This is a genomic window from Cedecea neteri NBRC 105707 = ATCC 33855 (assembly GCF_001571265.1).
Taxonomy (GTDB): domain Bacteria; phylum Pseudomonadota; class Gammaproteobacteria; order Enterobacterales; family Enterobacteriaceae; genus Cedecea; species Cedecea neteri.
The window spans coordinates 106,276-119,320 of record NZ_BCTL01000016.1 but is presented as its reverse complement, the minus strand read 5'-3'; the positions used below and the strand labels follow the sequence as shown (position 1 = coordinate 119,320).

At 54.0% G+C, this 13,045-nt stretch carries 11 protein-coding genes; 8 read left to right on the top strand and 3 right to left on the bottom strand.

Annotated elements, in window-relative coordinates; genetic code table 11:
- Positions 1-101: 101 nt before the first annotated feature.
- The 8 genes from CNE01S_RS08340 (at position 102) to yejF (ending at position 10,292) form a co-directional block, all read left to right on the top strand.
- Positions 102-1,079, top strand: coding sequence for a CobW family GTP-binding protein (locus CNE01S_RS08340; protein ID WP_061275050.1), 978 nt, complete (start codon positions 102-104; stop codon positions 1,077-1,079).
- A gap of 45 nt (positions 1,080-1,124) precedes the next feature.
- Complete coding sequence (locus tag CNE01S_RS08335; protein ID WP_061275047.1) at positions 1,125-1,829, top strand: phosphatase PAP2 family protein; 705 nt, start codon at positions 1,125-1,127, stop codon at positions 1,827-1,829.
- 420 nt (positions 1,830-2,249) lie between these two features.
- A complete protein-coding gene (gene mepS, locus CNE01S_RS08330; RefSeq protein ID WP_061275044.1) occupies positions 2,250-2,816 on the top strand; it encodes a bifunctional murein DD-endopeptidase/murein LD-carboxypeptidase in 567 nt (188 codons plus the stop codon).
- Positions 2,817-3,066: 250 nt separating this feature from the next.
- Positions 3,067-4,647 carry a cyclic di-3',5'-guanosine monophosphate phosphodiesterase PdeN gene (gene pdeN, locus CNE01S_RS08325; RefSeq protein WP_061275041.1) on the top strand — a complete coding sequence of 527 codons (1,581 nt, stop codon included), beginning with the start codon at positions 3,067-3,069 and terminating at the stop codon, positions 4,645-4,647.
- Between the two features lie 108 nt (positions 4,648-4,755).
- The gene (locus CNE01S_RS08320) at positions 4,756-6,579 is read left to right on the top strand and encodes an extracellular solute-binding protein (RefSeq protein ID WP_061275038.1); all 1,824 of its coding nucleotides are present in this window, start codon (positions 4,756-4,758) and stop codon (positions 6,577-6,579) included.
- A gap of 1 nt (position 6,580) precedes the next feature.
- A complete protein-coding gene (locus CNE01S_RS08315; RefSeq protein ID WP_061275036.1) occupies positions 6,581-7,678 on the top strand; it encodes a microcin C ABC transporter permease YejB in 1,098 nt (365 codons plus the stop codon).
- Positions 7,675-8,700 carry a microcin C ABC transporter permease gene (locus tag CNE01S_RS08310; protein ID WP_061275034.1) on the top strand — a complete coding sequence of 342 codons (1,026 nt, stop codon included), beginning with the start codon at positions 7,675-7,677 and terminating at the stop codon, positions 8,698-8,700. The genes CNE01S_RS08315 and CNE01S_RS08310 overlap by 4 nt, the downstream gene beginning before the upstream one ends.
- A 2-nt stretch (positions 8,701-8,702) precedes the next feature.
- Positions 8,703-10,292, top strand: coding sequence for a microcin C ABC transporter ATP-binding protein YejF (gene yejF, locus CNE01S_RS08305; RefSeq protein ID WP_061275032.1), 1,590 nt, complete (start codon positions 8,703-8,705; stop codon positions 10,290-10,292).
- Positions 10,293-10,295: 3 nt separating this feature from the next.
- Here yejF and CNE01S_RS08300 read toward each other — a convergent pair whose 3' ends face one another.
- The 3 genes from CNE01S_RS08300 to rsuA form a co-directional block, all read right to left on the bottom strand.
- A complete protein-coding gene (locus CNE01S_RS08300) occupies positions 10,296-10,640 on the bottom strand; it encodes a YejG family protein (protein ID WP_061275115.1) in 345 nt (114 codons plus the stop codon).
- A gap of 336 nt (positions 10,641-10,976) precedes the next feature.
- Complete coding sequence (locus tag CNE01S_RS08295; RefSeq protein WP_061275030.1) at positions 10,977-12,173, bottom strand: Bcr/CflA family multidrug efflux MFS transporter; 1,197 nt, start codon at positions 12,171-12,173, stop codon at positions 10,977-10,979.
- A 15-nt stretch (positions 12,174-12,188) separates the two neighbouring features.
- Entirely contained in the window at positions 12,189-12,890 is a 702-nt protein-coding gene (gene rsuA, locus CNE01S_RS08290; RefSeq protein ID WP_061275028.1) for a 16S rRNA pseudouridine(516) synthase RsuA, read from the bottom strand.
- Positions 12,891-13,045 lie beyond the last annotated feature (155 nt).

Sequence of the window (13,045 nt, the reverse complement as noted above, 5' to 3'; positions counted from 1 at the left end):
TTCTCTTTTCACCGGGTTGTCGTCAGGATAGTCAGCGTAAATAATGAATAATCACTGATAGATTGACGTGGTTTACAGGCAGTAAACCCCCCGGAGTCACCGTGACAAAAACGAATTTAATTACCGGCTTTCTGGGCAGCGGTAAAACCACCACTATTTTGCATTTACTGGCCAATAAGCCCGCTGATGAAAAGTGGGCGGTGTTGGTCAATGAATTTGGCGAAGTGGGCATTGATGGCGCACTGCTGGCAGACAGCGGCGCGCTGCTGAAGGAGATCCCTGGCGGCTGTATGTGCTGCGTTAACGGCCTGCCGATGCAGGTTGGCCTCAATACGCTGCTGCGCCAGGGCAAGCCCGACCGCTTGCTGATTGAACCTACCGGCCTCGGCCACCCGAAACAAATCCTGGATATGCTCACAGCCGACGTATATCAGCCGTGGATTGATCTGCGGGCCACACTTTGCCTGCTGGACGCCCGCCAGCTTCTGGACGAAAAAGCCCTGAATAATGACAACTTCCGCGACCAGCTTGCTGCGGCGGACGTCATTGTGGCAAATAAACAAGATCGCGCCACGGCGGAAAGCCAAACGGCTTTGGAGCGCTGGTATCAACATAATGGCGATAACCGCGAACGGGTGCATGCGGAAAAAGGGGCCGTCGACATTGCGCTTCTCGACAGACCAAGACTGAATCAGCGTGAGCTGCCACACAGCCCTGAGCACCAGCATGCCCAATCGGTCCCTCATGGCCTTGCCGCACTGAGCCTTCCGGGGCACCAGCGCTGGCGTCGGAGCGTGAACAGCGGGCAGGGTTATTACGCCTGTGGCTGGATTTTCGATGAAGAAACCGTTTTCGACACCATTGGCCTGCTGGAGTGGGCGCGTCTTGCCCCGGTCGAACGAGTTAAAGGCGTGCTGCGTATTCCCGAAGGCCTGGTGCGTATCAATCGCCAGGGCAACGACCTGCATATTGAAACGCAATCCGCGCCGCCGCTGGATAGCCGCATCGAATTGATACACCCGGCTCAGCCCGACTGGAACGCCCTGCAATCCAGCCTGTTGAGCTTACGTTTAAGTTGACACGTCTACCTTTCCGCCCCCGTAATGAGATTTAGAAGCTGTATCATGATTAATCGCCTCCCTCTCATCCTGCTGCTGAACGCTCTGGGCTTTGCCCTGTTCTTTAGCTGGTACCTGCCCGAGAACCATGGATTTTGGTTCAATATTGATGCCTCGCTGTTCCATTTCTTTAATAATGAACTGGTCAAGAGCCATACCTTTTTAACGCTGATTGCCATCACCAATAACCGGGCCTTCGACGGTATTTCGCTGCTGGCAATGGGCGCGTTGTTCTCGTGGTTCTGGCTGCATGAAGACGGCGCAGGTCGCCGCCATCTGGTACTGATGGGCGTGGTGATGCTGCTGTGCGCCGTGGTGATTAATCAACTCGGCCACCTTATTCCGGTGGCACACGCCAGCCCGACGCTGTTCTTCCCCGACATTCATCGCGTCAGCGAACTGCTGCACTTCCCGACGAAAGATGCCTCTAGCGACAGCTTCCCAGGCGATCACGGCCTGATGCTGCTCATCTTCACCGGTTTTATGCTGCGTTATTTCGGCCTACGCGCGTTTCTTATTGCCGTCGCGATCTTCTTTATCTTCTCTTCGCCAAGAATCATGATCGGCGCGCACTGGTTTACCGATGTCTATGTCGGGTCAGTCTCTATTGCCCTGGTTGGCCTGCCCTGGGTACTATTAACCCCAATTAGCGATCGGTTAATTTCTGTACTGAATCACACAGTACCAGGAAAATATAAAATCCCTCGCTAACGATGAATAAGTGATAAAGATAGTCAACAGGCGGGAGCCAGCAGAGGCTCTTGCTTGTTTTTTCATCATTATGACAACCAGATGAATATTTACTCACACAAAATCCACTTCAATTTGAATGACCTGGCGATAAAACCAGCGGCATCGCCGATCATTTGTTCGAAATAACCTTTCGCGACGAATCATCACAATTTCTTATAAAAATAAGAATAAAAACGCTCGCATAGCCCGGTTTTATCGGGTAGTCTCGGGAAAGTTTGCTCTGCGGCTGATCTATTTGTGCTGTGAATAAAAGTGTGCGATGTTCCACATTTTTGTGCATGAATAATTGTCTCGTGGCTTTTAGGTAATTAGTCTCGTCACGTTGGTATTTTTGTATAACGAATTATTCGTTAAGGACATCAAGGGAAAACAAACAAAATGGTCAAATCTCAGCCTATTTTGAGATACATCTTGCGGGCAATCCCCGCGATTGCGGTAGCAGTTATGCTTTCCGCCTGTAGTTCGACTAACACAGCAAATATGCATTCTGAGACGCATGCAGTCGGTGAAAAAGATAGTTTTTTACTGCAAGCCTCTCAGGATGAATTCGAAGAGATGGTTCGTAATGTTGACGTGAAGTCGCGCATTATGGATCAGTACGCGAGCTGGAAAGGGGTACGCTACCGTCTTGGCGGCAGCAGCAGAGCAGGTATCGATTGTTCTGCCTTCGTGCAACGCACGTTCCAGGAGCAGTTTGGTTTGACCCTGCCTCGTTCAACGTCTGAGCAGCAGGAGTCCGGTAAATCTGTTTCGCGTAATAAATTACGCACCGGCGATTTAGTGCTGTTCCGTGCCGGTTCAACCGGGCGCCATGTGGGCATCTACATTGGGAATAACCAATTTGTACATGCTTCCACCAGCAGCGGGGTGGTGATTTCCAGCATGGATGAACCTTACTGGAAGAAGCGTTACAACGAAGCACGCAGAGTGCTAAGCCGCAGCTAACGCCGCCGCAAGATATGTTTTGTTGAGAGTTATTCCCTTGGCTACTCAGCAAAGTACCAACGTTAAAAACGCTGCCAACGCAGCGTTTTTTTATGCCTGTAATTCAGCTGGTTACTCTTTCCTCTGAAAAACGAAACATCGAATAGTTACCCTATGAAACAAATTAAACAATTTCCTGGTTATGGGTTATAGTCAGAAAAAAGCATAAAACAAACGATGATTCGCTTGCCCCTGCGGGACTCATACATCCATGTCTTATAAGAATATTTTTTCGCGCTACTTCAGCACCCCAAAACAGATAGTCGCGTTTAGCCTTCTGATGGGCTTATTTGCCGCATTATTCATCGGCGGGATAACCAGCCTGGCGCTCCACTCAAAGCGTGAGTCCGCCTATAATCTCCTCTCTCGCGACATCAGCAACTACCTTGATACCTTCTTTAAAGATCTTCACGCCACCGCCGACGGTATTCAGCCTTTAACCATGAATGAATGTGAGAGAGTCAGCGGCGAGCTCACTTCCCGCGCGGCTTTTAATCCCAACGTACGAGCCTTTTTGCTGGTGCGTAACGGCATCGCCTACTGCTCTTCCGCCACCGGCAGCATGGAAATGTCGATGGATGCGCTGGAGCCCGAACTGAACATCAATAAAGCCGTCGATCTGGCTATTATGAACGGCACGCCGATGATGCCGGGCAAGCCGGTAATTGCCGCCTGGTTTCTCAACCCGCTGGCTTCGGGACGTGGCGTTTTCACCACGCTAAACGTCAATCTCACGCCTTATCTGGTTTTCACCTCCCGCCAGCAAGACATCAGTTCTATGGCGCTGGTGGTGGGTAACAAAGCGCTCACCTCCTATTCACCGGACGTGATAAATATCGATGAACTTCCCCCCTCGCCCACCAGAATTTCTGTCCTTAGCGGTTACCCAATTAAACTCTACATTTATGGCACTCCGTGGCCGCTTGAGGACATTCAACTGGCCATTCTGGCTGGGTTATTATCCGGTCTGCTGAGCGCCGCGCTGTGCGGTTACTTTCTCTCGGTGAAAGTACGTGCCGGAAAAGAAATTCTTACCGGCATCAAGCGGGGGCAATTTTTTGTTGTTTACCAGCCCGTGGTCGACTCACAGGCTCTGCAGATGCGTGGTATAGAGGTGCTGATGCGCTGGGAGCACCCAACGGCGGGCATGATCCCCCCGGATGCGTTTATTGGCTTTGCCGAAGCTCAGCAGTTGATTGTGCCACTCACGCGCCATTTGTTTGAATTGATTGCCCAGGATGCACCCACGCTGCAAAAAGTTCTGCCCGCCGGGGCCAAGCTGGGGGTGAATCTGGCCCCAAGCCATCTTCACTCCCCGACGTTTAAGCAAGATATTCAGACCTTCGCCGCTTCACTGCCGCCACACCATTTCCAGTTAGTGTTTGAGATAACCGAACGAGACATGCTGAAAGAAAAAGAGGCGATGGGCATTTTCGCGTGGCTGCACGAACAGGGGTTTGAAATCGCAGTTGATGACTTCGGCACCGGCCACAGCGCGCTGATTTACCTGGAGCGTTTTACGCTGGATTACCTGAAAATCGACCGTGGCTTCGTCAACTCTATCGGCATGGAAACGGTGACCGCGCCGGTGCTGGACGCCGTGCTGACGCTTGCCCAACGCCTGAACATGAACACGGTAGCAGAAGGGGTTGAAACGCCGGAGCAGGCGAAATGGCTTATCGAACGCGGCTGTAATTTCCTGCAGGGCTATTACTTCAGCCGCCCGCTTACCCTGAGCCAGCTCGTTAGCTGGAACCCCTCCCACACGCTTTATGACGAATTGAAAGACTGACAGGCATTGCGCATTCTTCACCGGCTAACTTATGATTAACCATCATGGGCTTACCGGGCGCAGCCGCGTGTCGCCTGCGCTTTCCCATCCACCGGGCAAGGAATGAAGATGACAAAAGCTGTACGTGCACTGATGCTGCTTTGCCTGAGCACCCTTTCCCTCACGCTACGCGCCGCAGAGATAAACGAAAGCTACTCCTTTGCCGTACTGGGCGATCCTAAGTACGCCGTCAACTTCACGCAGTTTGATTACGTCAATCCCGCCGCCCCCAAGGGCGGCAATATCACGCTCTCGGCCATTGGCACTTTTGATAATTTCAACCGTTATGCCATGCGGGGGAATCCGGGCGTTCGCACTGACACGCTGTACGACACGCTGTTCACCACTTCCGATGACGAACCCGGCAGCTATTATCCTTTGATTGCCGAGATGGCCCGCTACCCGTCCAACTTTGCCTGGGCCGAAGTGTCCATTAACCCGCGCGCGCGCTTTCAGGACGGCAGCCCGATTACCGCCGAAGACGTCGCCTTCACCTTCAATAAATTCATGACGGAAGGCGTGCCGCAATTCCGTCTGATTTACAAGGGAGCGACGGTACGCGCCATTGCGCCGCTCACCGTGCGTATTGAGCTTGCCACGCCGAGTAAAGACCGAATGCTGGGCCTGTTTTCGCTCCCGGTGTTCCCGGAAAAGTTCTGGAAAGACCACAAGCTGAGCGACCCGCTCTCTTCCCCGCCGCTTTCCAGCGGGCCTTACAAAATCACCGACTGGAAAATGGGGCAATACATCATCTATTCTCGAGTCCGTGACTATTGGGCAGCAAATCTGCCCGTAAACCGCGGGCGCTGGAACTTTAATACCATCCGCTACGACTATTATCTCGATGATGACGTGGCTTTTGAGGCGTTCAAGGCCGGGGCATTTGATTATCGCACTGAAGTCTCAGCCAAAAACTGGGCCACGCGCTACATCGGGAAAAACTTCAGCAACCATTACATCGTCAAGGATGAGCAAAAAAACGAATCCGCCCAGGACACCCGCTGGCTGGCGTTCAACATCCAGCGCCCCATTTTCAGCGACCGCCGGGTAAGGGAAGCCATCGGCCTGGCCTTTGATTTTGAGTGGATGAACAAGGCGCTGTTTTATGGCGCTTACAGCCGGGCCAACAGCTATTTTCAGAATACAGAATACGCTGCTCGCGGCTACCCGGATGCCGACGAACTGATGCTGCTGGCGCCGATGAAAAAAGATCTCCCGTCGGAGGTTTTCACTTCTATTTATAACCCGCCTAAATCCGACGGACGCGGGTTTGACCGGGAGAACCTGCTCAAGGCGCTCAGCCTGCTCAAAGAAGCGGGTTGGGAATTAAAAGACCAGAAGCTGGTAAACGTCAGCACCGGCCAGCCGTTTGTGTTCGAACTGCTGACCGGCACGACCGGCAACACGCAATGGATCCTCCCGTTCCAGCGCAATTTGCAGCGCCTGGGCATCATCATGAATATCCGCCAGGTTGATAACTCGCAGCTTTCAAGCCGCCTGCGCAGCCGTGATTACGACATGATGCCAAGTTTATACAGCGCCATGCCTTACCCAAGCCCGAGTTTGCAAATTATTTGGGCATCGGAGTACATCAATTCCAGCTATAACGCGCCAGGGGTGCAAAGCCCGGTGGTCGACAAGCTTATTGAGATGATTATCGCCAACCAGGGCGACAAGAAAAAACTGCTGCCGCTGGGCCGTGCCCTTGACCGCGTGCTGACCTGGAACAACTATATGCTGCCAATGTGGTATATGTCGGCCGACCGCCTGGCCTGGTGGAATAAGTTCTCCCGCCCCGCCATTCACCCGCTCTACAGCACGGGTTTTGATAACTGGTGGTATGACGTAAACAAAGCGGCGAAGCTGCCCGCCGACCGGCGTCAGGGGGACTAACGTGGGCGCCTATATCCTGCGGCGTTTGCTGCTTATCATTCCCACGCTGTGGGCGATAATCACTATTAACTTTTTCATCGTGCAGATTGCCCCCGGTGGGCCGGTGGATCAGGCCATTGCCGCAATACAAATGGGCCACACAACCGGCATGCCCGGCGTGAGCAACAACGCCATGGGCAGCGGTCATGCCCGAACGGGCGTGGGTGACGCTACCAGCAGCCAGTATCGCGGGGGGCGAGGCCTTGACCCGGAAGTCATAGCCGATATTGTGCACCGCTACGGGTTCGACAAACCGCTGCACGAACGTTATTTCACTATGCTCGGCGACTATTTACGTTTCGACTTCGGCAATAGCCTGTTCCGTAGCTCCTCGGTGATTAAGCTGATCAAAGACAGTCTCCCCGTCTCCATTTCCATCGGGCTGTGGAGCACGCTGATTATCTATATGGTGTCGATTCCGTTGGGGATCCGTAAGGCGGTGAGCAACGGCAGTAGCTTTGATATCTGGAGCAGCATTTTCATTATTATTGGCTACGCCATTCCGGCATTTTTGTTTGCCATCCTGCTGATTGTACTGTTTGCCGGCGGGACTTATCTCGACTGGTTCCCGCTACGGGGACTAACGTCAGCCAATTTTGACGCCCTACCCTGGTACAGCAAAATTACCGACTACCTGTGGCATATCACGCTGCCGGTGCTGGCGACGGTCATCGGCGGCTTTGCCACGTTAACCATGCTGACGAAAAACTCCTTTCTCGATGAGATTCGCAAGCAGTATGTGGTGACGGCGCGAGCCAAAGGCCTGGATGAGAAAAAAATTCTTTATCGCCACGTCTTTCGTAACGCGATGCTGCTGGTGATTGCCGGTTTCCCGGCGACGTTTATCAGCATGTTCTTCACTGGCTCGCTGCTGATTGAGGTGATGTTCTCGCTTAACGGGCTGGGCCTGCTGGGCTATGAAGCCACTATTTCGCGCGACTACCCGGTGATTTTCGGCACCCTTTATATTTTTAGTTTGATTGGCCTGCTGACCAACATCATCAGCGATGTCACCTACACGCTGGTCGATCCCCGTATTGATTTTGAGGGACGAGGATGAGCCGATTAAGTCCGGTAAACCAGGCGCGCTGGGCGCGTTTTCGCCAGAACCGTCGCGGCTACTGGTCGCTGTGGATCTTTGCGCTGATTTTTGTCCTGAGCATGGGGGCAGAGCTGGTCGCCAACGAGCGCCCACTGGTGGTGAGCTACGAAGGCAAGCTCTGGTTCCCGGCGCTGAAAAACTACAGCGAAAGTGATTTTGGCGGCCCACTCTCGACTCCCGCGGACTACCAGGATCCGTGGCTAACGGAACGCCTGAATGAAAAAGGCTGGATCCTCTGGGCGCCGATCCGCTTTAGCAGCAACACCATCAACTACGCCAGCAACGTGCCTTTTCCTTCGCCGCCCAGCGCACAAAACTGGCTTGGCACCGACGCCAACGGCAGCGATGTGCTGGCGAGGATCCTCTACGGGACGCGTATTTCCGTGCTCTTCGGCCTGCTGCTGACCTTTTTCTCCAGCATTATTGGTGTTCTGGCCGGGGCGGTACAGGGCTATTACGGCGGACGCATCGACCTGTGGGGGCAGAGGCTGATTGAAGTCTGGTCCGGCATGCCGACGCTGTTTTTGATAATCATGCTCTCCAGCGTGGTGCAGCCCAATTTTTGGTGGCTGCTGGGCATTACCGTTTTATTTGGCTGGATGGGGCTGGTGGGCGTTGTGCGGGCAGAGTTTTTGCGCACCCGCAACTTCGACTATATTCGCGCGGCGCGGGCGATGGGCGTCGGCGACTGGTCAATCATGACCCGCCATATGCTGCCTAACGCCATGGTGGCCACCCTGACCTTCCTGCCCTTTATTCTGTGCGCATCGATAACGACCCTGACCTCACTGGATTTCCTCGGCTTTGGCCTGCCGCTGGGGTCGCCGTCGCTGGGGGAGCTAGTGCTACAGGGCAAAAACAACCTTCAGGCGCCGTGGCTGGGTATCTCCGCCTTCTTATCTCTGGCCATTTTGCTCTCCCTGTTAATTTTTATTGGCGAAGCGGTTCGTGACGCCTTTGATCCGGCTAAGGCGCGCTGACTATGACGACTCCGCTACTCGCTATCAACGATCTTTCTATTGCTTTTCAGCAAGGTAAAACGCTGCGCCAGGTGGTGGACTCGGTATCGCTTCAGGTGGAAGCGGGTGAAACGCTCGCGCTGGTCGGCGAGTCTGGCTCAGGCAAAAGCGTGACGGCGCTTTCCGTGCTGCGCCTGCTGCCGTCTCCGCCTGTGGTTTATCCCTCCGGGGAAATTTTGTTTCACGGCAACGACCTGTTAAACGCCCCGGAAAAGGCGCTGCGTGGCGTGCGCGGCAACAAAATCGCAATGATCTTTCAGGAACCGATGGTGTCGCTCAATCCCTTGCACACCCTCGAAAAGCAACTGTATGAGGTGCTCTCTCTGCACCGGGGAATGCGGCCTGAAGCTGCCCGTGCGGAGATCCTTACCTGCCTCGATCGCGTGGGGATCCGCAACCCCGCGACCCGGCTTCAGGACTACCCTCACCTGCTGTCCGGTGGCGAACGCCAGCGCGTTATGATTGCGATGGCGCTGCTAACCCGCCCTGAATTGCTGATTGCCGATGAGCCGACAACCGCGCTGGATGTTTCGGTCCAGGCGCAAATCCTGCAGTTGCTGCAAGAGTTGAAGCAGGAGCTGAACATGGGCCTGCTGTTTATCACCCACAACCTGAGTATCGTGAAAAAGCTGGCGGACAATGTGGCGGTTATGCGTCACGGCAAATGCGTGGAGCAACAACCCACCACCGATCTGTTCACTCATCCCCGGCATCCTTATACCCAACAGCTGTTGAATGCAGAACCGTCAGGCGACCCCGTCCCCCTTGCTGCGGGCGTTAACCCCCTGCTCAAAGTTGAGGATCTGCAGGTCGCGTTTCCCATTCGCCGGGGCCTGCTGAAAAGAACGGTGGGCCATCACTACGGGCTGAAAAATCTCAGTTTTGAGCTGCGCCCTGGAGAGAGCCTGGGGCTGGTTGGAGAGTCAGGATCGGGCAAAAGCACCACCGGCCTGGCGCTACTGCGATTAATTCATTCTACCGGCGCAGTCTGGTTCGACGGTCAGCCGCTCCACCAGCTCAACCGCAAACAGCTGCTGCCGCTGCGCCGTCGGGTGCAGGTCGTGTTCCAGGATCCTAATTCGGCACTGAATCCACGCCTGGATGTGCTGCAAATTGTAGAGGAAGGCCTGCGGGTACATCATCCGGCGTTAAACGCCGCAGAACGTCAGACCAAAGTGATTCAGGCGCTGGAAGAGGTCGGGCTGCAGGCAGACATGTTGCACCGCTACCCGGCTGAGTTTTCCGGCGGCCAGCGTCAGCGCATCGCTATTGCCAGAGCGTTGATTTTACAGCCGCAGCTTATCGTCCTGGATGAACCCACCTCTTCGCTCGACCGGTCAGTTCAGGCCCAAATTCTGACGCTGCTAAAATCTTTGCAGGAAAAACACCGCCTGGCTTATATCTTCATCAGCCATGATTTGCAGGTGGTGAAAGCGCTTTGCCATCAGATGGTGGTACTGCGTCAGGGAGAAGTTGTCGAACAGGGAGACTGCAGGCAGATATTTAGCGCCCCACAAAGCGACTACACGCGTCAGCTGCTGGCGCTCGCCTGAAATTCAGAAAGGGTTATGGCTGGAAAAAGATTCGGCGATGGCGACGCCCACGTTTTTCAGGCGACAGGTCGCGGCCAGCTCGTCCTGCAGGTTAACAAACAGGCACGGCTCACCTTCACACTCCACGACCGAGCTGTCCACTTCTATGTCGCTTAACGCCTGGCTGAGCGTATCCATGATCGGCCACGCTTTTTCCCCATCCGGGCTAAGCAGCTTAAGGCCAATCAGGCAATCGTCGTCATGCTGTGCATTTTGCGGAATCGGTTCAACTCTGGAGCCTGCAAAACCCGTCAACCAGCGATAGCTCTGCGGCAAACGATGCACGATGGACAGTTGTATGGTGTTCAATTTCATTTCCCCGGAAGTTCCAATCGGCAATTTATCTCAAACTCTTTACACAAAGGTTAACACAATGTTGATAAATTGCGTTTAAACGAGCATAAAAACGGCTCACATCCAATGTATAGATTTCAAAACTAACGCTTTATTTTTGTGCTATGGCACGCGTTTCGGCGCTATATGTATCGCTTTCTGAGATCTAACTCAACCTTTTTAACTACAAAGTTGTGACTTTTTACAGTTGAGCCTTTTACATATGCGAAACATATATCCTGTACTTGCACATACGTTGTGGGAATTATCAGGGAGGAAACGGGCGTTTTTGAACAAAACGCCCGTCGATTTTCAGGCTTTCGTGTGGCGGGTTTTACTGGCGTAAAAGTAGAACAGCACGGAGGCTGTCGCACAAATGGCAATGGACCAGATCATCGGCCAGGCCGTGTTGAAGGTCGCCACCGAGAGAAGCGCCCCGGTTAACGCCCCGATGCCAAAGCGGAATGTCCCGGCCAGTGAAGATGCCGTCCCCGCCATATGCGGGAACTCATCCAAAATGACCGCCATCGCATTGGATGACACCAGCGACACGCAGCTGATAAACACCGCCACGCCAAGCACCATCGCCCAGAAACCGAAGTCCAGCTGGCTGCTGACCACTAGCCACACCGCCATCGCAAACTGAATGTACAGCCCGGCCCTGAACATGTTGATGGCCCCAACCCGGCGCACAAAGCGGCTGTTGATCATGGTCATGAAGAACAGGAACACGACGTTCAGCGCAAAGTAGTAACCAAAGTGCTGCGGCGAAACATGGTTTAATTCGATGTAAACGAACGGCCCGGCGCTGAGGAATGAGAACATCCCGGCAAAGCTGAAGCCACTGGCCAGCATATAACTCAGCACCCGCTTATGGCGGAACAGCGTGGCGAAATTACCGGCCGTGGTGCGCAAGTTAAATTTCTGACGCATTTCAGGCGCAAGGGTTTCGTGAATAAAGAAGAAAATCATTGCAGATGCGAGCAGCGCAGCGGCGGCCAGAATCCAGAAGATCGTGTGCCAGCTATACCACACCAACACTGCCCCACCGATCATTGGCGCCACCAGCGGCGCAATGGTCGTTATCAACATCACGAAAGACATCATCCGGGAGAACTCTTCTTTCGGGTAGATATCACGCATCAGGGCGTTGATCACTACGCTCGCCGCAGCCGCCGCAAGGCCGTGCAGAAAACGCATCCAAATGAGCTGTTCGATGGTCTGGGAAAACGCACAGGCGATTGCTGCCAGCGCGAACACCAGCGTGCCGCCAAGCACCACCGGCTTACGTCCCAGGCTATCGGCCATCGGCCCGTAGAAGATCTGCCCGATGGCAAAACCCAAAATATAGGTACTGAGGGTCATTTGTGCGCTGCCCGCCGGGACATTAAAGCCCTGGGCAATCATCGGCAGCGCCGGTAAGTACATATCGATGGACAGCGGCATAAGCATCGCCAGCAGGCCAAGGATAACGATAATACCGACAGAAGAGTTCTGTTTACGGCTCAAAAGTGACTCCGGTGATTAGGGCATGCCAACGCTGGCAATTTCCTGTTCGGTTAACGGGCGGTACTCTCCTGGCGCCAGTTCAGGATCCAGGGCGATGTCACCAATGCGCTCACGGTGCAGGCCAACCACATGATTACCCACTGCGGCAAACATGCGTTTTACCTGATGATAGCGGCCTTCGCTGATGGTCAGACGCACTTCCGTCGGCGTAATCACCTCCAGCACGGCAGGTTTGGTGAGATCTTTCTCATTATGCAGTTGAACGCCTTTGGCGAAGTGCTCCGCCGTGCCCTCTTCAACCGGTGATTCCAGCGTAACCAGATAGGTTTTTTCGCAATGATGGCGTGGAGAGGTTATGCGGTGCGACCACTGGCCGTCGTCCGTCATCAGCACCAGGCCGGTAGTGTCGATATCAAGGCGTCCCGCTGCGTGCAGCTTGTGCGCCACCGGCTCATCGAGGAAGTAAAGCACCGTCGGATGATCGGGATCGTCGGTAGAACAGACGTACCCCTGCGGCTTGTTCAGCATGAAGTAGCGAGGGCCATGCTGCTGAGCCAGAGGATTATCGTCAAACGCAACCTGATGTTCCGGCAGCAGTTTAAAAGAGGCGTCACGCACAACTTCACCGTCAATGGTGACGCGGTTAGCGCGGATTTCACGGCCAGAAATAGCGCGGCTGATACCGAGCTGCTGAGAGATAAATTTGTCGAGTCGCATTAGTGTATTGCCTGTTTCATGAAGGTGCCGACAAGCGAGCGTGCGGCAGGGGCTGAAGCCCACATTCAGGTGGAAATTGGTTTGCCTGATAATTAGTTTGCCAGTATAGCGACATCAAAAACTCTCTCAAGGTAAAACCGTGCTTTATGGCATAA

What these genes read in the sequence shown, in the direction of transcription:
- CNE01S_RS08335 (WP_061275047.1), top strand. Translation starts at nt 1,125, where the DNA reads ATGATTAATCGCCTCCCTCTCATCCTGCTGCTGAACGCTCTGGGCTTT.
- CNE01S_RS08310 (WP_061275034.1), top strand. Translation starts at nt 7,675, where the DNA reads ATGAGCCGATTAAGTCCGGTAAACCAGGCGCGCTGGGCGCGTTTTCGC.
- mepS (WP_061275044.1), top strand. Translation starts at nt 2,250, where the DNA reads ATGGTCAAATCTCAGCCTATTTTGAGATACATCTTGCGGGCAATCCCC.
- yejF (WP_061275032.1), top strand. Translation starts at nt 8,703, where the DNA reads ATGACGACTCCGCTACTCGCTATCAACGATCTTTCTATTGCTTTTCAG.
- rsuA (WP_061275028.1), bottom strand. Translation starts at nt 12,890, where the DNA reads ATGCGACTCGACAAATTTATCTCTCAGCAGCTCGGTATCAGCCGCGCT.
- CNE01S_RS08320 (WP_061275038.1), top strand. Translation starts at nt 4,756, where the DNA reads ATGACAAAAGCTGTACGTGCACTGATGCTGCTTTGCCTGAGCACCCTT.
- pdeN (WP_061275041.1), top strand. Translation starts at nt 3,067, where the DNA reads ATGTCTTATAAGAATATTTTTTCGCGCTACTTCAGCACCCCAAAACAG.